This window comes from Pseudomonas sp. 1121_17, from assembly GCF_052850745.1.
Map to the genome: position 1 here is coordinate 39,394 of NZ_VXCX01000014.1, position 19,592 is coordinate 58,985.

The 19,592-nt window shown below is 62.6% G+C and carries 17 protein-coding genes, 1 pseudogene and 2 riboswitches; of the genes and pseudogenes, 5 read left to right on the forward strand and 13 right to left on the reverse strand.

Annotated elements, in window-relative coordinates; translation table 11 throughout:
* Window positions 1-21 precede the first annotated feature (21 nt).
* The gene (locus FW789_RS21340; RefSeq protein ID WP_446431988.1) at window positions 22-1,617 is read right to left on the reverse strand and encodes a sensor domain-containing diguanylate cyclase; all 1,596 of its coding nucleotides are present in this window, start codon (window positions 1,615-1,617) and stop codon (window positions 22-24) included.
* A gap of 77 nt (window positions 1,618-1,694) precedes the next feature.
* Window positions 1,695-2,162, reverse strand: a complete 468-nt coding sequence (locus FW789_RS21345) for a hypothetical protein (protein ID WP_103437620.1) — start codon at window positions 2,160-2,162, stop codon at window positions 1,695-1,697.
* 179 nt (window positions 2,163-2,341) lie between these two features.
* Between FW789_RS21345 and FW789_RS21350 the strand changes: the two genes are divergently transcribed.
* The 3 genes from FW789_RS21350 (at window position 2,342) to FW789_RS21360 (ending at window position 4,495) form a co-directional block, all read left to right on the forward strand.
* Window positions 2,342-2,533 (forward strand): hypothetical protein, encoded by a 192-nt coding sequence (locus FW789_RS21350; RefSeq protein WP_103437619.1) that lies wholly within the window; start codon window positions 2,342-2,344, stop codon window positions 2,531-2,533.
* Window positions 2,530-3,921 (forward strand): B12-binding domain-containing radical SAM protein, encoded by a 1,392-nt coding sequence (locus FW789_RS21355; RefSeq protein ID WP_207073467.1) that lies wholly within the window; start codon window positions 2,530-2,532, stop codon window positions 3,919-3,921. Before FW789_RS21350 ends, FW789_RS21355 begins: the two co-directional genes overlap by 4 nt.
* 76 nt (window positions 3,922-3,997) lie before the next feature.
* A complete protein-coding gene (locus FW789_RS21360; RefSeq protein WP_103437617.1) occupies window positions 3,998-4,495 on the forward strand; it encodes a GNAT family N-acetyltransferase in 498 nt (165 codons plus the stop codon).
* A 139-nt stretch (window positions 4,496-4,634) separates the two neighbouring features.
* Here the strand turns inward: FW789_RS21360 and FW789_RS21365 are convergent.
* The 7 genes and pseudogenes from FW789_RS21365 to FW789_RS21395 all read right to left on the reverse strand — a co-directional run bounded on the left by FW789_RS21365 (window position 4,635) and on the right by FW789_RS21395 (window position 13,033).
* Window positions 4,635-5,953, reverse strand: a pseudogene (locus tag FW789_RS21365) (OprD family porin).
* Window positions 5,954-5,976: 23 nt separating this feature from the next.
* Window positions 5,977-6,417 carry a pseudoazurin gene (locus FW789_RS21370; protein WP_446431989.1) on the reverse strand — a complete coding sequence of 147 codons (441 nt, stop codon included), beginning with the start codon at window positions 6,415-6,417 and terminating at the stop codon, window positions 5,977-5,979.
* 17 nt (window positions 6,418-6,434) lie between these two features.
* Complete coding sequence (locus FW789_RS21375) at window positions 6,435-7,223, reverse strand: ABC transporter ATP-binding protein (RefSeq protein ID WP_446431990.1); 789 nt, start codon at window positions 7,221-7,223, stop codon at window positions 6,435-6,437.
* Window positions 7,220-8,236 (reverse strand): FecCD family ABC transporter permease, encoded by a 1,017-nt coding sequence (locus FW789_RS21380; RefSeq protein ID WP_181107438.1) that lies wholly within the window; start codon window positions 8,234-8,236, stop codon window positions 7,220-7,222. The genes FW789_RS21375 and FW789_RS21380 overlap by 4 nt, the downstream gene beginning before the upstream one ends.
* Window positions 8,233-9,246, reverse strand: a complete 1,014-nt coding sequence (locus FW789_RS21385) for an ABC transporter substrate-binding protein (RefSeq protein ID WP_446431991.1) — start codon at window positions 9,244-9,246, stop codon at window positions 8,233-8,235. Before FW789_RS21385 ends, FW789_RS21380 begins: the two co-directional genes overlap by 4 nt.
* A 127-nt stretch (window positions 9,247-9,373) precedes the next feature.
* Window positions 9,374-9,574, reverse strand: a riboswitch (cobalamin riboswitch).
* A 28-nt stretch (window positions 9,575-9,602) separates the two neighbouring features.
* Entirely contained in the window at window positions 9,603-10,769 is a 1,167-nt protein-coding gene (locus FW789_RS21390) for a DUF1624 domain-containing protein (protein ID WP_446431992.1), read from the reverse strand.
* A 140-nt stretch (window positions 10,770-10,909) separates the two neighbouring features.
* Window positions 10,910-13,033, reverse strand: a complete 2,124-nt coding sequence (locus FW789_RS21395) for a TonB-dependent receptor (protein WP_446431993.1) — start codon at window positions 13,031-13,033, stop codon at window positions 10,910-10,912.
* Window positions 13,034-13,145: 112 nt separating this feature from the next.
* A riboswitch (cobalamin riboswitch) is annotated at window positions 13,146-13,349 on the reverse strand.
* Between the two features lie 162 nt (window positions 13,350-13,511).
* Here FW789_RS21395 and FW789_RS21400 point away from each other — a divergent pair.
* The gene (locus tag FW789_RS21400; protein ID WP_207073472.1) at window positions 13,512-14,258 is read left to right on the forward strand and encodes an outer membrane beta-barrel protein; all 747 of its coding nucleotides are present in this window, start codon (window positions 13,512-13,514) and stop codon (window positions 14,256-14,258) included.
* A 53-nt stretch (window positions 14,259-14,311) separates the two neighbouring features.
* Here FW789_RS21400 and FW789_RS21405 read toward each other — a convergent pair whose 3' ends face one another.
* The 3 genes from FW789_RS21405 to lpxO all read right to left on the reverse strand — a co-directional run bounded on the left by FW789_RS21405 (window position 14,312) and on the right by lpxO (window position 16,348).
* Window positions 14,312-14,881 carry a GNAT family N-acetyltransferase gene (locus FW789_RS21405; protein WP_181107446.1) on the reverse strand — a complete coding sequence of 190 codons (570 nt, stop codon included), beginning with the start codon at window positions 14,879-14,881 and terminating at the stop codon, window positions 14,312-14,314.
* A gap of 77 nt (window positions 14,882-14,958) precedes the next feature.
* Entirely contained in the window at window positions 14,959-15,303 is a 345-nt protein-coding gene (locus FW789_RS21410; RefSeq protein WP_103437608.1) for a carboxymuconolactone decarboxylase family protein, read from the reverse strand.
* A gap of 145 nt (window positions 15,304-15,448) precedes the next feature.
* Entirely contained in the window at window positions 15,449-16,348 is a 900-nt protein-coding gene (gene lpxO / locus FW789_RS21415; protein WP_103437607.1) for a lipid A hydroxylase LpxO, read from the reverse strand.
* A gap of 216 nt (window positions 16,349-16,564) precedes the next feature.
* Here lpxO and thpR point away from each other — a divergent pair, with 216 nt between their 5' ends.
* Window positions 16,565-17,110 (forward strand): RNA 2',3'-cyclic phosphodiesterase, encoded by a 546-nt coding sequence (gene thpR / locus FW789_RS21420; protein ID WP_411562992.1) that lies wholly within the window; start codon window positions 16,565-16,567, stop codon window positions 17,108-17,110.
* An 8-nt stretch (window positions 17,111-17,118) separates the two neighbouring features.
* Here the strand turns inward: thpR and FW789_RS21425 are convergent, their stop codons facing one another.
* Window positions 17,119-19,554, reverse strand: a complete 2,436-nt coding sequence (locus FW789_RS21425; RefSeq protein ID WP_446431994.1) for a TonB-dependent siderophore receptor — start codon at window positions 19,552-19,554, stop codon at window positions 17,119-17,121.
* Between the last annotated feature and the right edge of the window lie 38 nt (window positions 19,555-19,592).

The window sequence follows — 19,592 nt, forward strand, 5'->3', positions numbered from 1 at the left end:
GCGCCGCGGCAAACGCTCAGCTCAGCTGTGCGCCGCCTCGCCACTGCTCGCGACCTGGACCTGATTGCGCCCGTTCTGCTTGGCCACATACAACGCAGCGTCGGCCTCGCTGAGCACCTCGGCCGGCAGGCTGCCAGAGTTGGACTGCCAATGGGCCACGCCCAGCGACACGGTGATCGCACCGACCGCAGCGAGCGGTGTGTCCTGCACGCAAATGCGCAATCGCTGAGCAACCACGGTGGCGATCTCCACGCTGGCGCCAGGCAGGATCATGATGAACTCCTCGCCACCGGTGCGGCAGAGCACGTCGACTTCACGGCAACAGCGGCGCATCAGCTCGGCCAACTGGCGCAGGGCCTGATCACCTACTGCATGGCCGTAAGTGTCGTTGATCCGTTTGAAGTGATCGATGTCGAGCACGACAGCGGCGAAGTTACGCTCCTCGGCCTTGAGCAGCGACAGGTTGTATTCAAGGCTGCGGCGGTTACCGAGCCCGGTCAAGGGGTCGGTTTGCGCGTCCCGGTTAAGCCGGCCGATGCGCTCCTGCAGCAGATTGAGGCCAAACAGCAAAGCGCGCTTCAACTCGGCCGCTTCGAAGTACCAGGCGCGCACCTTGTGCAGATGTTCGGACGTGCCAGGGCGGTCCAGCGCCAGCGCGCCCGCCGCCAGTTGCCACAGCGGTCGGGTGATGGCCAGGGCAAACCACCACAGGGCGAGAAAACCAAGCAATGCCAACGGCGCCGACAGCAGCACCACATTCAGAATCAGCTGACGCATTGGCGCTACTGTCTGGCTCAGCGGTTGTTGCGCGATCACGCCCCAACCGGTGCTGGGCACGGTGGCAAAACCGGCGAGCATCTCCACGCCGGCACTGTTATGGATCTGCCGTGTGCCCTCAGACAGGGCGGGGAGCTGATCGATCAGGGAATTGCCCTCGACCACTGTACCGACCCGCTCCGGATCCGGGTGATAGAGCAGGCGCCGGTTGCGGTCGACCACGTACAGGTACGAACCATCCTTGTAGTAGTGCTCGCCGAGCATGCTGTTGAGAAAGTTGCGTTCACGCAGGTACACGCTGCCGCCGACATAGCCCAGGTATTTGCCTTGCCCATCGAAGATTGGTTGTGACAGCACCACCACCAGGTTATTGGCTGCCGACAGAAAAGGTGTTGATACCAGCGGGCGGCGTTCGCGCAGGGCCTCTTGCGAGCCTGGCGTCTGCACATGGGTGCCGATCAGGTGGCGCAGTGGCGCGGGCGAAACGGCGCGCAGAAACCCCTGGGCGTCGACCAGAAAGGTCGAGTTGAAGGCGATGCTCTGCTGCAGCACCCGCTCGGTCTCCGCCAGCAGCGAGGGCGCATCGTTCAGGTTGTGCGCCTGCACCCCGGCACTGAAGCCCAGTTGCTGCAGCGCGTTGCCCAGAAACGTATCGGTGATTGCTGCAAGTTTTGCCGCGTAGACCCGGTTGGCTTCCAGAGAGTGGTCGATCAGCAGTTGGCGTTGTACTCGGTAACTGGCGAAGTAGCTGGTCAGCAGCATGGTCACTGCAGTCAGCGCCGACAGTACGAGGATGAGTGTGCGCAGATCCAGGCGCAGTCCTTTCTTGGCGTGTGGCAATCCTGACCTCACTGACGGGTTACTGCGAAATACCTTATGCGTTTCGCGTGATTGCAGCTACAGCTAAACCGGGCTGTTCAAGGCAGCGCTTGCAGATCGTCCTCGACCTGCTGCATACGTTGCGCGGCGAGGGCCTGCACCGCTTTGTCCTGGGCGCTGGCGCGCATCAGACCGGTGAGCTTCTCGCTGAGGCGTTTGCCCTGCTCGGTGTCGCCGAGTGCCTTGGCTTTCTCGGGATTCTGCGTTGCCTCGACGATAGTCTCGAATTCGGCATCGCTGAAGTTGGCTGTGCTGTACAGCTTGAACAGGTCGTTGCGCTGGTCCTCGACGGTGAGGTGCTTGCGCAGCACCTGTTTGATCTGCTCTTCGGGGACCTGCGGGTGGTCCATGGCCAGCAGTGAGGCCATCCTGCCGATGTTGTGCTCGTAGGCGGCTTGCAAGGGCAGCTTGGCGAGGATCTGTTGTTCGCGGCTGGGCTGCTGGTCGCAGGCAGCGAGGGCGCCGAGCAAGAACACGGGCAGCAGCAGGTTGAGCAAGCGATTCATCGAGCAGCCCTTGGGCACGGTGGGGTGGCAAGTTTACCGTTTTTCCAGGGCCTGCGTGGCAGTTGCGCTGCGTGGGAAACGGCCTGCACAGATGTCAGGAAAGTAAACACATCGTTTTTGACAGCGGCTGCCCAGCTGCATCTGAATACCCCCTCGATTTGTGTGGGCGGGGGAGCGATATGAATATCTGCGTGATTCAGGGCGACATGCTGGCGGAGCGGACTGCCGAGCAGTACCCACGGGTAACCCTTTGCGACGAATGCATCCGCCGCGATCGGTTGGCCGGTGAGGAAGCGCTTATCGTGGCAGTCGAAGGGCCGGCCGAGGTGCAGGCCGAGCAGGTCTGCGAAGGCTGCGGAGCCGAGCAATGAGTGGATTGATTGCCCGCTCTGGTGGCCTTGCGCCGGTGTTGTTCGTCTCGGCGGGTTTGCTCCAGCCAAAAAAGCGCGATCACCCCCTGGCGCGCCGACAGTTGTACCTGAACTACGGCGCACTGGGATTGGCCTCGCTGTGCAGCCTCAACGGCATCGAGACAGCGCTGGTGCATGGTGAGCACGAAAACCCTGAGCAGTTGGTCGCGCGCTTGCACCAGCAAGGGCGGTTGCGCCTGGCGACCCAGGTGATGCTGTCGATGCCAAGTTTCTACGCGTTGGAGTGGGCCCAGCGTTTCTGCGCTGCGGTCAAGGCGCTCGACCCGCGGATCCGCATCGTCCTCGGCGGGCGTTGGGTCACCAACCCGGACAAGGCGTGGCTGAAGGAGCGCATGCCGCACGTCGACCTGATTGTCCAAGGCGCGGGCGAAGATGCAATGGCGCACTTGCTCGGTTTTAGTGGGCAGTGGCAGGCCCCTGCACACTGCGGTCTCGATCACAGTCTGGTCGAGAACTTCCAGCGCTATCAGCCCAGCGTTGAAACCTCGCGCGGTTGTGGCCGCGGTTGCGCATTTTGTGAAGAGCGGGCAATGCCTTTGACCGACTTGAAGACGCCGGCGCGGATCGTCAAAGAACTGCACACGTTGATCGACGTGTATGGCGATCAGTCGGTGCGGCCATACTTCCAGTCGTCCTATCTGGTGCCCAAACGCAAATGGGCCGATGAGCTGGCCAATGCGATACAGGCTGCCGGTATCAACATCGCCTGGCGCTGCGAGAGCCGGGTCGACAGCGTCAAACCCAACGCCGTGCCAGGCCTGGTGGCGGCAGGCATGAAGGTGATTGACCTGGGGCTCGAGTCTGCCTCGCTGCTGCAGCTGGAGCGGATGCAGAAGGCTGACAAGCCACAGCGCTACCTCGATGCCGCATCCAAGTTGCTCGAGACCTGCGCCAGTCATGGCATCTGGGTCAAGGTCAACGTGCTCCTGTATGGCGGCGAAACCGCGCAGACGCTCGATGAAACACAGCGCTGGCTGGATGCCCACGCGCAATACCTCAAGGGCGTGTCGGTTGGCCCGGTCGTGGTCTATGGGCCGCCCAGTCATAGTGAGGAGTTTCTGGGCGAACTAGCTGAGTTTGGCGCACGCCCGGTGGAGGTATCCAGTGCTGAAGAACGTGGCGTCACCCAGGTCCACCTCAGCGCCGAGATCAATCAGGAGCAGGCCGAGATCGAGAGTATTCGCTTGTCCAGGCGCTACATGACGCAGGACGACTACTTCGACCTCAAGCGGTTCTCTTACTACCCACGTGACTACAGCGAAGAACAGTTTCGCCGCGACGTTGCGGACTGTGATCCGCAGCGCTTGCCGTTTCGCCAGTCAGCTTGAGCGCGCCCGTGCAATTGCGCACGGGCTGGCGATCGGGTAGAAGTTGGCTTTCACCTCGCTTCAAGGCTTGAGCTCAATGACAGACTGGATCATCACTTCGGTAGCCGCCGATGCCATCGACGAGGTGGTCGCGTTCGTCAACGACTCGCGCCGGGAGCTGTTTGCGCTGCTGGCTGACGCACCGCTGCCGGCTGACCTTGCCCGGTTCAGCGACACCTACCTGCAAGTTGGCGGCTGTTTCTTGACCGCGCGCGACAACGGCCGGCTGGTCGCAGCCATCGGCTACCTGCCTTACGACCACCGCTTCAGCCAGCTGAATTATCACGATTTCACTGTGGTGGAAGTGGTGCGGCTGTTCGTTTTGCCCGAGTACCGCCGCTGTGGTCTGGCCGCAGCGCTGTTTGCAGAGCTGCGGTTGCGGGCCAAGGCTGCTGGAATCGAATGTTTGTATCTGCATACGCATCCGTTTCTGCCAGGAGCGATTCGCTTCTGGGAGCGGCAAGGGTTTGTCATCACCGATATTGAACAGGACCCTGTATGGCAAACGACGCATATGCAGTTGCTGCTGGTGTAGGGGGTGAGAAGGCATTTGGGGGGGTGAGCTAAGGCGGCGCCGTCGGCAGGTTGCAGTGACCGTTTGGCGAACCGACTGAGGTAGATAAGCGAAGACGCAGTGAGAGCTTCTCGTTCCGATCAGCTTCGCTCTGCCTGCCTCAAAACCCACCCGTAAGCGGATACTCCACCGCTACCCGAATCTGATCCGCATCCAGCTCAGCTTGCGCCGTGTTCCCACGATGCTCGTCATGCCGCAGAGAGAACACCATGCCTTTGGCCTTGCCGCTCTGCACCACATAGCGCGCTTCAAGGTCGCGTTCCCAATGCTTGCCGCCGCGACTGTAACCGAGATAGGCATAACCGCCGCGTGGATCGACACGACTGCCGTCGATGTCGAAACCGCGTACATACAGCGCCGTCAGGTTCAACCCATGCACGCCGTAGGCGCCCATGTCCAGGTCGTAGCGCGCCTGCCAGGACTTCTCGTTGGGGGCGTTGAAGTCGGACAGCTGCACCGCGTTGCTGATGAATATGGCGCCGCGGCTGACGTAGTCGAACGGGGTGTCGCCGTGCACTTGTTGCCAACCGAGACTGAAACCGTGTGGCCCGTGGTTGTAGCGCGAGACCAGGCTCCAGGTGGTGTTGTCGATCTGCCCGGACAAGGCCTTGCCGGTGTCGCGGGTGCGGTACAGGTTGAGGTCGAGGCTGACGCTGCGTTGGTCGCTCAGGACGTGGCTGAGGGTGCTGCCCAGATAGTGCTGGTTCCAGGTGTCTTCATAGCGCGAGGTGTACAAGCTGGCGCTGACGGCATCGCTCGGGTTCCAGACCATGCCGGCGAGGTCGAAGCTGTTGCCCTTGAGGGCATTCGAGTAGTTCACCACCAGGCCTTGGTTGTGGCTGCTGGCATTACGGTCGGCGCTCTCGGTGAAGTGCCGGGCAACCAGTTTCAAGGTGTCAACTTCGTTGCTGGTCAACAACCAGCCGGTTGCAGTCTCTGGCAGCAGGGGCTGTCGGAGGCGTTGAATACCGGCGTTTTTACCCGCTGCTCACCGTAGCTCAGCACCGTATCGGCCATCCGCAGTTTAAGTGCGGCGCCAGCGCGGCTGTACTCGGTTTTCGGGTGGCCTTGATTGTCCACGCTGAGCAAGCGCGCCTTGCCCGCACGGCCGCCGCCGCTGTCGAGTTGCACGCCGAGGTAAGCGTGGGCATCGACGCCAACCCCGATCAGGCCCTGGGTAAAACCTGACTGCAAGGTGCCCATCAGGCCATAGCCCCATTCTTCGGCTTTGCCGCTGCGCTCGCTACGGGGTTTGTAGGCGTTGCGCGCGCCGCTGTTGCTGGCTCCGTGACGATAATCGCGCTGGTCGAATACGCTGCGGTTGAGCAGGCTCCAGCTGCTGTCTTCAATCAGCCCGTTGGCCTTTGCCTGGGCAGACTCGGCGGCTGCCAGAGGGGAGACAGTGATCAGCGGGAGCAGGGCAAAAGCGTGCTTGAAAGACCTCACTGGCCGGTTCCCAGTTTCTCCCACTGTGCTTGCAAACGGGCCTTGGCCCGGGGCGGCAAGGTCGCTGGCAGGGCCGGCAGGTCAGCCGCCGGTTCGCCGACCTGGATCAACATGACCATGCCCATCCCCAGGTGCGGGATGCATTGAATGCCATACAGCCCCGGCACGCTGAACTGCTGCTCGTGGGGCTGATTGAGCTTGCTCTTGAAGGCTTCGGCGCCGGCTGGCAGCAGCTCGGCAAGGGTCGCGGCATTGTGCCCGCTCATGGTCGGCACAAAGCGCACGCTGTCGCCGGGAGCGATGCGCAGGTGGTCCGGCTCATAGACCATGGCACCGTCGCTGCCGCGGTTGAGCATCTTTACTTCATGGACTTCGGCGTGAGCCAGAGGGGCGAGCAGGGTGCTGCACAGCAATAAGGCGAGAAGGCGTGAAAACATAGTGAGAACATCCGTGTTCAGGGGGCGCGAAAGCGCAGGATGCGCGCGCCGTCGTATGGGTCGGTGAGGTAGTGAGCGTGTACGCCGAAGGTGCACAGCAGGCGCTCTGGCGTGAGCACTTCATGGGGCTTGCCAAGGGCTACCAGGCGGCCTTGGTCGAGCACCGCGAGGCGGTCGCAGGTCAGTGCCTGGTTAAGATCGTGCAATGCCACCAAGGTTGTCACCGGCAACGCCTGGACCTGTTGCAGCAGGCTTAGTTGGTGCTGGATATCGAGATGGTTGGTCGGCTCATCGAGCAGCAACACGCCCGGCCGCTGGGCCAGGGCGCGGGCGATGTGCACGCGCTGCCGCTCGCCGCCGGACAGGCTGTGCCAGAGGCGCTGGCGCAAATGCAGGGCGTCAAGATCGGTAAGGGCCTGCTCGACGATGCGCCGATCCTCGGGGGAGTACGGCGCCAGCGCCGACAGCCATGGTGTGCGACCCAGGGCCACGGCGTCATACACGCTGATGGCATCGCTGGTGTAGGCCTGCTGCTCGACCAGAGCCAAGACCTGGGCGATCTGCCGCCGGGGCATGCGCGCCAGTGGCTGGCCGAGCAGTTGCACTTCACCATTGCTCGGTTTGAGAAGGCCGGCAAGCAGTTTGAGCAGGGTCGATTTGCCGGAGCCATTTGGGCCAACCACGCCGAGGGTTTCCCCGGCGATCACCTCAAGCTCGACCGCTTCGAGCAGATCGTTGCCACCCAGACGCAGGCCAAGGCCTCGGCAACTGAGCGGCGCGAGATTCACGGTGTTGAGGTTGGTCATGCGCGCCCCCGGCGGCTTACCAGAATCAAGGCGAACAGAGGCGCGCCAATCAGCGCAGTGACCACGCCGACCGGAATCACCTGCCCAGGAATCAAGGTCCGCGAGAGGATATCGGCGCTGATCAGGAACAGCGCACCTCCCAGGGCACTTGCCGGCAGCAGGCGGCTGTGACCGGTGCCGAGCAGCAGGCGCAGTGCGTGAGGAATGACCAGGCCGACAAAGCCGATGGCGCCGACAATCGATACCATCACTGCCGTAACCAGCGCCGCGCAGCTGATCAGCAGCAGTTGGCTGCGGCGCACCGGAATACCCAGCGAGGCCGCCGAGTCGGCGCCGAAGGTAAAGGCGTCGAGAGTGCGCCGATGCCACAGGCATACCGCCAAACCCAGCAGCGCCACTGGCACCGCCAGCCACACTGACGGCCAACGCACGCCGCTGAGGTTACCCAGCAGCCAGAACAGAATGCCACGCGCCTGTTCGGCAGTCGCCGACTTGGTGATCAAGAATGCCGTAAGCGCGCTGAACAACTGCGAGCCAGCGATCCCAGCCAGAATCACCTGGGCATTACCGCCGCCAGCACCGCTGGCCCGCGACAGCAGCAGGACCAGGCCGAACGCTGCCAGTGCACCAATGAACGCGCCGCCCGACATCGACAGCGCAGCGCCACCAAGCCCAAGCAGGGCTACCGCGACCGCACCCGTCGAAGCACCCGCCGACAACCCAAGCAGATACGGCTCGGCCAGCGGATTGCGCAGCAGCGCCTGCAGGATCACCCCGCAGGTCGCCAGCCCGGCGCCGCATGCGGCAGCCACCAGGGTGCGGGTCAGGCGATAGTTCCAGATGATGCCCGCGTCGATCGGGTCGACTGGGTAACCGGCGTCCCACAGGTTGTTGGCCAGGACCCGCAAGACCACGCTGGGCGCCACTGGCGTTTCACCAATGGCGATACCGGCAAGCATCGCCCCCAGCAAGGCGAGCAGGGCAGCGGCGCAGTAGGGCAGCAGACGCATCATGGTTGCTCGGCTTTCCCCGAAGCAAACGCGTTGGACAGCGTCTCCAGGCCACGGAACAGGCGAATACCGGCCTGCATCGCGTCGGCATCGAGGACGATGATGCGGCCCTTGCGAACGGCGTCCATGTGTTTGGTGACGGGGTCACTACGGAGGAATTCGAGCTTCTTCTGGTAGTCATCGGCAGGGAAGCGGCGGCGGTCCATGCGGGCGATGATCAGCCAGGTCGGGTTGGCCTTGGCCAGGGTTTCCCAGCCAACCGTTGGCCACTCTTCGCTGGACTCGACCACGTTGCGCACGCCCAGGGTCTGCAGCATGAAGTCGGCCACGCCCTGGCGGCCGGCGACATATGGGTCGATGTCGAGGTCGGCACTGGAGAACCAGAACAGGGCGGAGGTCTGCGTCAGGTCGTGGCCGGCCAGTTGTTTGCGGGCAGTGTCCAGGCTCTGCTTGAGCTCGTTGTTGAGCGCTTCGCCACGCGCCTGCACGTCGAAGATCTCGGCCAGTTGGCTGACGCTTTTGTAGATGCTGGCGATCTGGAACGGCTGCAGCCGGGTGCCGTCGGCACCGACCAGGTTGTCCTTGCCTTCGCAATCGGACGGCAGCACATAGGTCGGCACGTTCAGCTCGTTGAACTGCTCACGGGTGCCGACCACACCCTGTGCGCCGATCATCCATTCGAACTGCGCAGCTACCAGTTGCGGGCGCTTGCCGACCACTGCTTCAAAGCTTGGATCGTTGTCAGCGAGGCGCTCGACCTTGTCGTTCTGCGCCTTGAACTCGGGCAGCACGTTGTTGAACCACAGCGAGGTGCCCACCAGCTTGTCGCCCAGGCCTAGTGCATAGAGCATTTCGGTACCGGCCTGGCCGATGGTCACTGCGCGCTGCGGCGCCTGGGCAAAGGTCTGCACCGCGCCGCAGTTGTCGATGGTCAGCGGATAGTGGGTGGCGGCGGCCTGGGCCAGGCCAGACAGGCTCAGGCCTGCCAGCAGGGTCACGAAAAGGGGCAGCATGGGTGGGCGATCTCCTATCGAACAATGCGGGGAATGAACCCACGGACAGGCATCGCCTTGCCCATTGCGCACGGCAACGGGCAGCACCCTGGGAAGGGTGGAGATGGCCAGCCCGGACACCCCGCCGGTTGGTAAATGCTTGCCGGCAGGTCTCCTGACTGGTGCGTCATGGCCTGGCTCCAGCCTTCCCGGGTCAGCAACCCAGTGGCATCGATGGAGCAGGCTCGGCACTTACAGTTGCGGGGGCAGTTCCGTTTCGCCTGCATTGAGGGCAGGCCTGGGATTCCCTGTTAGTTCCGTGATGGAAACCGGCGGGCGGCATGGTAGACCATCACCCCGCCGGGGGAAAACGCTTTTCAGAGATACTTGAGCCAGCTGATGTCGCGGCGGCGTGCCTTGAGTTGGGCAAACTGGCGCACCGGCAGGTACAACGCCGCCGCCAGCAAGACTGCAGTCAGCCAGATGAAGCCGATGCTGTCGAAGCCGAAATAACCACCCTGATTGAGCCCGAACAGCGCGACACAGGCCAGGTACAGCAGCTTGAGCACATACAGGTGCAGCAGGTAGAAAAACATCGGCGCCGCGCCGAACACCGCCAGCACACTGATCCAGCGCGCCTGGCCGGCGCGTTCGAAGCCGCGTAGCAACAGCAGCCCGGCGCCCAGCGTCAGTGCCAGGAACAGTAGTGATGGCGGGTACTTGGTGATGTTGCAAAAGCTCATCACGGTCTGCATCAGGCTTGGGTAGCTGCTCCACGGCGCTTCGCCGTAGCCATTGAGCAGGCGCAGGCCGAGGAAGCCGAGCAGGGCCGCTACACCCGCCAGCAGCAAGCGCCGTTGGCGCACGCCGGCGACGCTGCTGCGGGCGAACCACGGGCCGAGGGCGTAGCCAAAGGCAATTACACCAATCCACGGCAGCACTGGGTAGGAGGTGCGCATGCGCAGGCTGTCGGACACCTCCAGCCAGCCGCGGTCATGCAGGATCGCCCACGGCACATGCATGACCGAGCCGGGCGCAAAGTGCACGCCGTCGAGCAGGTTATGCCCGGCGATGATCAGTGCACCGAGCGCGATCAGCACCGGGCGTGGCAGCCAGACCAGCAGTGACAGCGCGATCATGCTCACGCCGATCGCCCAGATCACCTGCATGTAGATCACCGTCGGGGGCAACTGGAAGGTCCAGGCGAAGTTGACCAGGGTGAATTCCAGCACCACCAGAAACAGTCCGCGCTTGAACAGGAACGCCGACGTGGCGCCGCGGCCTTGATACTTCTCGCCATACAGCCAGGCCGAAAGACCGGTCAGCAGGACGAACACCGGGGCACACAGATGCGCCAGGGTGCGGCTGAAAAACAACGAAGGTTCGGTGCTTTCGATGGTCATCGGGTCAACCACCTGGTGATGCATGAAGAAGGTCTCGCGTACGTGATCGAGCAGCATGAACAGAATGACCAACCCGCGCAGGGCATCGATGCTCTGCAGGCGTTGGCTGACGAGGGTGGGAGAGGTCAGAGCGCTTGTCATGAAATTTCGCTGGTGAGGTTTCGTGTAACGTTATCTTATAACTATTGGTTTTCCTGTTGAAAGCCTTTTATCGGCGAGCGTAGTGCCCATGAAGGCCCTGGCTAGCCCGTTGCTGCGCGGCCAGCCAGGGTAAATCGCGTTTAGAAGCTGTAGTCCAGCGTGGCGAAATACGAGCGTGGTGCGCCCAGCAGCCACTGCTCGCCGCTGTAGGCGGCCGTCACGTAGTTGCGGTTTAACAGGTTGTTCAACTGCAGGCCCAGGCGCACGTCAGGCAGCACTTGCCAGCCCAGGTTGGCATCGACCACGGTGTAGCTGGGGATGCTCTGGCTATTGCCGGTGTCGGCGTAACGCGTGTCGACATAACGCAGGCCGACGCCGGCATCGACGTCCTGGCCAAAGCCTTTGCTCAGCCACAGGTTGGCACTGCGTCGCGGCACATTGGCCGGGCGTTTGCCGCTGCGGTCGGTGGCAACGCCTGCCACGCTTTCATTGAAGTCGTCGTACTTGGCCCGCAGCAGCGCGGCGTTGGCCGACAGCTGCCACTGGTTGGCCAGGGCCAATTCGAGGGTCGCCTCCAGGCCATCGGAGGTCTGCTGGCCGGCCTGTTGCGGTTGATGGCTGACAGGGTCGTCGACCAGCAGCTTTTTCTTGACGATGTGATAAGCGGCCAAGGTCCACTCGCCACCGCCATCAAGAAAGCGCTGCTTGACGCCAAGTTCGGTCTGGCGCGCTTCGGTCAGGTCGAAGTTCATCTGTGCCGAGCTGAGGCTGACCAGGTTTTCCACACCGTCTTCACTGGTCGAGTACTGGCCGTACAGCGACAGGTCCGGCGTCAGCGCATAGACCAGCCCGGCGCGCCAGTTGCCGCCGCTGAGACTGCGGTCGGTGCGGCTGCCGTCGATCAGGTTGTCGCGCTCGATGTGGTTCTGATCACGGCGAATACCGGTCACCAGCGACAGCTGCTCAGTCAACTGCGTGCGGTTTTCGGCGAACAGCGCTGCGCTGTGGGTGGTGCTGAACGAGCGCGGTTGCAGCGGCGTGGCGCTGGCGAACTGGCCGGGCGCGGGCTGCCACGGGTCAATGTAGTCGTTGCCCATATCGTTGTAGGGCCAGTTGTTGGTCAGGCGGAAACGGATCTTGTTGTATTCGGCACCCACCACGGTGGTGCTGGCCAGGCCAAACAGGCTGTGCTGGAAGGTGAAGCTCTGGCGATCACCGATCTGCTCCTGGTTGTGCTTGATCTCGAGAAAACCATTACGCAGCAGTTGGCCGACGTCTGCGTCCCAGTTGTAGTTTTCGGCGTTGCGCCAGTGGCGACGGCTCTTGATGTAATAGAGCTGGTTGCTGGCGCTGACGTTGTCGCTGATAGCCCACTCGCTGCTCAGGCGGGTCCATTCATCGTGGTAGCGCAATTCGGCGTCACGCACGTTGTAGTTCTTGTCGCGCAGGCTGTCACGGTAGTGCCCGGCGATCAGCGGTGTGCCGAAGTAGTTCATCGGCTCGGCGTCGCCGCGTTCGTGGGCGAAGGTGAAACTCAGGTCTTCGCTGGCATCGAAGCGCAGTGCCAGGCCCAGGGCCAGGTTGCGTGAGTCGCCGCGGTCGATATAGCCATTGCCTTGCTGCTGGTTGATGGTGGCGCGGTAGCTGAGGCGCTCGCTCAGGCTGCCGCCGCTGTCCAGGCCCAGTTGCTGGCGGTCCCATGAGCCGTAGCCCAGGCGCAGCTGGTTGTGGATCTCGCCTTGCACGGGCTTTTTCGGGATGACGTTGACCACCGCGCCGGTGGCGCCTTCGCCGTACAACACCGACGCCGGCCCGCGCAGCACTTCGATACGCTCGACCAGCCATGAGTCGACCGGGAAAGTCTGGGTGCCGGCACCGGTGTACAGGCGCGCGCCGTCGAACAGGGTCATCACCGAACCATGGCCGTTGAAGCCGCGTGCGCTGAGGCCAGTGCCGCCATCGCCTGGGGTGCCGATGGAGGTGATGCCCGGGGTGCGGGTGACCGCATCCTGCACGGTGAGGTTGCTGCGCTGCTGGATCTGTTCGGCGCTAAGGCTGCTGACACTGGCTGGTGTTTCGAGGGCAGTGAGGCCGAGGCGCGAGCCGGTCTCGCTGCTGCTGGTGAGGTCGGCGCTTGCGTCGCGGCGTTCGCTGATCGCGATAGAGGGCAGGGCGACGACCTTGCTCGCCGGCTCTGCGGCCACGGCTGGCGAAGCGGCGGCAATGCAGGCCGCCAGAAGAGTAAAGGTATTGGTACGGGACATGTCGTTCCACTGGTGCAGGAAGTAAGGATCCCGGTGGAAACAACGCAAAGACAAGCGGGCACGAACGCTGGGCGCACGCGCAAACCGGCCTGCGCCCGCCCACCGCGGGTTTGCCAACTGAAAGTTGCAGGCCGGTCTCCGGGCTTGCGAGGGCTGGAAACCTTCACCTTCCCGTGCACGGGCACAGTGGTGTGTCGAAGGTTTCACTCGCTTACCGTTGCGGGGGCAGCGCCGGACTAGTCATGCAGATGACGCACCGGCTTCCCGTTTCACCCTGCGCACGGCGGCGCAGGACACCTGAAACTGGCGCGCATCTGAGCATCGAAAGTGGCCTTAGTCAAACCTTGGCGCTAAGAAAAATTTGTGACGCATTAGCGGTTTGCGAGTTTTTACTGATTCTTTTTCGAACTTTTCACACTCGGTGTGCATCGAAGCGCTCGAATGTCACAGAAACACCACGTCATGGAGACCTTTACCAATGTCCACCCGTAACCTGTTGCGTCATTCCTGCCTGCTGGCCCTGATCGCTGCCCCGCTTGCTGCCAACGCTGCGCCAAGTACCGATCCGCTGTTCACTTTCGGCCTGCTCGGCAGCTACGACAAATTCAAGTTCGAAGGCGGCTCTGAATCGGAGACCGATCACCTTGGTCAAGGTGGTCTGTTCGCCAACTATGGCAACAAGATGACCGCCGAATCCGGCTTCATCTACCAGATTGGCGCGGACGCCAAGTATGGTAAGAAGAGCGACAACAAGCTCAAGGAAGCCAAGGTTGATCTGGACCTGGGCTGGCGTGCTGCGATGGATGCGCGCAACTTCCTCGACTTCACCGTGGGCGCCGGCTATGACTGGTCGCGCTTCGAGCCTGAGCTCGACGACCTGGACAACGAGCTGACCTACAAGTCGCCGTTCGCCAAGGCTGCCATCGGCTACAACCACCAGTTCGATGCCTCGACCCTGCGCGTTGAAGTCGGTGCTCGCCGTAGCATTGACGGCCGCGCCAAGCTCAAGGTCGACGATTTCGGCAGCGACACCGTGGACATGAAAGACCGCACCAACCCTTATGCCGAAGTCAGCCTGCTGATGAACCAGCAGGGCGGCATGCCGGTCTACGGCAGCGTCTACTACACCCGCACCGAGTACAAACTCGATGAAGACTCGGATGTGGCTGACAATACCAAGCTCAAGCGTGATGAGTTTGGTGTGAAGGTTGGTTTGGCGTTCTGATTTAGCGATTTGTAGTGGGGCTGCAAAGCAGCCCCAACTACTCCGACCTATAGCTACTTGCCACGCCGCCGCGACACCCGCGCTTCAATGTTCTTGCGCCCGATCAGCAGCGCAGGTTTCTCCACCACCGGCTCATCCGCCAGCCATTTGTACATCACCAGGCAATCCACCAGCCCCAGCCGGGCATGCCGGTAGGCCTTGGGCAGGCGGCCGACTTCATCGAAGCCAAGCTTGCGCCACAGCGCCACGGCCACCTCGTTACTCGCAACCACCGAATTGAACTGCAACGCCAGAAACCCTTCCTGGCGGGCAAGCTTCTGTGAGTGCTCGCACATCAGCCTGGCCACGCCACGCCCGCGTGCAGCCGGGCAGACCATATAGCCACAATTGCCCACATGGGCGCCGGGTCCGGCGGCATTGGCTTTGAGGTAATACGAGCCAAGCAGCTCGCCGTCCTGCTCCGCCACCAGTGTATGCAGCGGTGCCTCCAGCCACAGCTGGCGCGCCTGCTCGAAGCTGATCTGCGGGTCGAAGGCGTAGGTTTCGCGGGCCTGGACGATGTTTTGCATAGTGGGCCAGAAGCCGTCGAAGTCGGCGGCGGTCATGGGGCGGATATGGATCATGGCGGTACCTGCACGGGCTGAGCCGGCAAGTCTGGTGGTGCAGGCGCCGCCGCGCAAGTGCGGCGACGCCGACAGGCTTACTCGTCGGCTTGGCCCAGCGCATCCAGAGCTCGGGTCGAATAGACCAGCGCAGCTCCAGCGTTCATCGCCACGGCGACACCGAGCGCCTCGGCGATCTGCTCGCGGGTCGCGCCCTGCTTGAGGGCTTCCTTGGAGTGCACGGCAATGCAGCCGTCGCAGCGGGTGGTGACGGCAACCGCCAGCGAGATCAATTCGCGGGTCTTGGCATCCAGGTGGTTGGTCTTGGCCCCGGCGCCGCTGGCGGTCACGTAGCCCGCGACGGTGTCCGGTGAGAGTTGCTTGAGGTCGCCGATGCCAGCCATCAGCTGCTTACGGTAGGCGTCCCAGTCCATCATGCTCATTGTCTTCACCTTGTAGGGTTGCGGCAGGAGCTTTCAGGCTAGTCGAGTGGAGAGGGTTAGCGAGCGGGATAATAGTCGAAAGCGTGTTGCACTTAGGTAGCAAGCATTCAGCGCCGCCGGCATGACGGCGCCTTGCCAGGCTGTCTCAGATGTAGATGAACACCAGCACCAGGGCCGCTACCACCAGCCACTTTTCCAGGTAATAGCGCATGCGGTTGCGTTTTTTCAGCGCCTTGCCACGCTCGCGGATTTTGTAGATGCGGGTGAACAGGCGGTTGATCGCGCCAGTCTTGTCATTAGCGTTGTTGGGCGCTGCAGCCGCGGCCATCACCTTGCGGCTGAACCAGCGGTTGAAGGCGGTAGCCCAGTGGTACTTGAGCGGCCGCTCGACATCGCAAAAGAGGATGATGCGGTTGTGCTCGGTGGTGTTGGCGGCGTAGTGGATGTAGGTTTCGTCGAAAATCACCGCCTCGCCGTCGCGCCACGAGTACTTTTCGCCATCGACATCGATATAGCAGCCATCGTCGTTCGGCGTGTCCAGGCCTAGGTGATAACGATAGGAGCCGGCATACGGGTCACGGTGGCGAACCAGCTTGGCGCCTGGGGGCAGGGTGGCGAACATGGCAGCCTTGACCGTACCGATGCCTTGCAGCAGCTCGGTGGTGCGCGGGCACAGTGTTGTCGCCGACGGGTGGGTCTCGCCATACCACTTCAGGTAAAAGCGCTTCCAGCCGGTCTTGAAGAACGAATTGAAGCCAACGTCGTCATGGTTGTCGGACTTTTTGATTTCGCCAACGTGCAGCAGCTGCTGGGCTTCAGCGCGAATTTCCTGCCAGTTGTCCTTGAGCGGTTGCAGCTCTGGGAAGGCATCGACCGGCAGGTAGGGTTTGGCCGGCAGCCTGGAAAACAGATAGAGGAAGCTGTTGATCGGCGCAAGGAAACTCGAGTGGTCCCCCAGCTGGCGCGTCAGCTTGTGACGCACATGGCCACGCAGATGCACATAGGCAATCGAGAGGACGAAGATCAGTACGAAAGCAATTTTCATCGACAAACACTTGTAGAGAATGGCCATGAGCCATGGCTAGATCGCGTCAGCATAAACAAACCGAGTACGACTTTGTACTTATTGTTACATTTGATCGACGGTACTTTGGTGGCATTGCCTACGTGTCGCGCAAACGTTTCCGCTAGGGTTTTCGGCTCATCTGCGATCCGTCAGGCCGGTACACTCGACTGATCCGTTCATTAATCCGGAGCGAACATGGCCAAGGAAACGCGCCCCAGCGGCAGCCCGTTCAAGCGACTGTTTTTTGCCCTTCCAGTCAGTGATGACCAGCGCCGCAGCGTCGCCCAGTGGCGTCGTGAACTTGAGTTGCGCAGCGGCAAGCCAGTGCCCGCGGACAACTTCCATCTGACTCTGCTGTTTCTCGGAGATGTCGACAGTGCGCAGTTACCCGCTCTGTGCGCTGCGGTCGACCAGATCAAACGCCCGGCCGCGCCGTTACGCGTGTTGCTCGATCAATTGCAGGTGTGGCCACGGGCCGAAGCGCTGGTGTTGCAGGCAAGTGATGCGCCGCCCGCCCTGCGCCAGTTGGTGTATGCCCTGGAACAGGCCGCGCTGGGCCTGGGCATCGCCCGCAGCAGCCGTGAGTACCGCGCGCACCTGACCCTGGCACGGGACTTTCAGGGGCAGGTGCCGGAGGCCAGCGTGCCGGCTGATTTTTACCTCAGTGCGCGGCACTTCACCTTGTACGAGTCACGCAAGGGCCGCTATTTGCCGTTGGCGCAGTGGCCGCTGAAGGTCTGAGAAGCGCTTCAGAACTGCGGCGTGTACTTGACTGAGAACATCAGATTACGCGGCTCGCCATAGTTGTTGCTGCCGTTGAGCTGGTTGAAGCCGGCGACCCAGTATTTCTTGTCGAACAGGTTGTTGGCGTTCAGCGCAAGATTCACTTCTGGGTTCAGCTGATACGCCACCCGCGCGCTCCATACCGTGTAGCCGGGCACCTCGTAGCTGCGCTCGTAACCCAGGGTGTGGCTCTGGCTGGTGAAGCCCATGCCGGTGCTCCAGCGCTGGCCGTCGACCGGCAGCTGGTAATCGGCCCACGTACGCAACATGTGCTTGGGCGTCCACTGGCTGAAAGTGCGGCCTTCGTTTTCCGGGTCATCAAGAAACGTGGTGGTGTTGTAGGTGTAGCCGGCGAACAGCTGCAGGCCGCTGACCAGTTCGCCGCTGATCTCGGCTTCGACGCCCTGGCTGCGGACCTTGCCGGAGGCCATCGAGCAGTACCAGCCATCACATTCCTGGCCCGATGCGATATCGGTAACCGCGCGGTTTTCCTGGTCATAACGGAAGATCGCCAGCGAGGTGTTGACCCGGCCATCGAGCAACTCGCCCTTGAGGCCGGTCTCGTAGTTGCTGCCAACGATCGGCTTGAGTGGGGCATTGCCCAGGGCACGTTCGGTCTGCGGCACGAACACATCGGTATAGCTGGCGTACCACGACCATTGCTCTGTGAGGTCATAGATGAAGCCGGCATACGGGGTGACCTCACCGGACTCGGTCATACGGCTGGTGGGGTAGCGCCTGCCCGGATCGGTCGGGTTGTTGAAGTCGATCGAGTCCCAGCTGTAGTCGAACCAGCTGACGCGGGTGCCTGCAATCAGCGTCAGGTCCTGCACCGGCTTGACGCGCCAGACGCCGTACAGGCCCTTTTGCCGAACGTCGTAGCTGGCTTGGTTATGGCGACCAAAAGGACCGGCCAGCAGGCTGTCGCGGCTCGGTTCCGGGCGGTCATGATCGATGTCGAAGATGTTGCCGCTGCCGGCGTTGAATTTGCGCCAGTAGGCGTCATCCGAGGTCAGCTTGGCATAGTTGCCGCCGACGGTGATTTCGTGCGCCACCGAGCCGGTATCGAAGTGGCCGACCACGTTCATATCCAGCCCCAGCTTGCTGGAGTGGAAGTCAGTGATCCAGTCGGCGTAGCTGACGCCATCGCCGTTGGCCTCCAGGCCTTCGCCGGACGTCTGCACGCGCTGATGGGTAGAGGTGTTGGTTTCGTCCATGCGCACGGCGGCAGTCTTGAATGTCCAGTCGTCGTTGAAGCGGTGCTCGAGGTCCAGGTAGTAGGTGGTGACGTCGGTTTCGGCGCGGCTCCAGCGTGCGCCGGTGAAGGTCGAGCGGGGTAGATCGACCGGCTTGCCGCTGGCGTAACGCGGGATACCGCGCAGCATCGGGCGTGACTGTTCACGGCTGTAGCTGATACCTGCGCCAACCGTGGTAGCGTCGTTCAGGTCGATGTCCAGCGCGCCATACAGCGAGTGGGTTTTGCTCCATTGATAGTCGATGAAGCTGTCGCTCTGGTCTTCATCCAGCACCATCCGCCCGCGCACCTTGCCATCGCTGGTCAACGGCCCGCCGGCATCCAGTTGCAGGCCGTAATGGTCCCAGGAGCCGGCCTTGCCGGTGATGGCCACGGTCGGCGCCGCCTGGCCGCGCTTGCGCACCAGGTTGATCGCACCACCCGGGCTGCCGGTGCCTTGCAGCAACCCAGAGGAGCCGCGCAGCACTTCAACGCGATCGAAGAACACCAGATCCTGGGTCGCCCAGTTGCCCAGCGAGTAGTTGTTGCGCTGGATCGGTACGCCGTCGTACTGCCAGTCATCGATCTGGAAACCGCGCGAAGTCACTACCATGCCCGGGCCGATACCCTGCGCGCCGACGATGCCGGTGGTGTGATTGAGCGCGTCCTTGAGGTCGGTGATGCCCTGGTCGTCCAACTGCTTGCGGGTGATCACCGTGACCGACTGGGGGATCTCTCGCAGGGTATGGGTACCTTTGCCCAAGGTGACTGCGCGCGCGGCATAGGAGCCGCTGCCTTCGCTGGTGGCGTCGAGGTAGTTGTCATTGATACTGGTCGCGCCCAGCTCCAGCGCGTCGCCGCCGACACTGGCCGGGGCCACGCTGAAATGGCCGCTGCCGGCCACCCGCAGTTGCAGGCCGCTGCCGCTCAGGGCGGTCTGCATGGCCTGTTCGGCGCTCATCTGGCCGACCACTGCTGGCGCCTGCTTGCCGCGCACCAGGTCTGGCTCCAGCGCAATAATGCTGCCGCTCTGGCTGGCGATGCGGTTGAGGGTGGCGGCCAGGCTTGCGGCCGGCAGATTGAAGGTCAAGGTCTGCGCCTGAGCCAGGGCACTCAAGCTGCTCAGAGCGAGGACCAGGGGCAGGGCGCGGGGCCAGGTGTTGTGCACGGTGTTCTCCCGTTGAAAAGTGGCTGTCAGGAGATAGG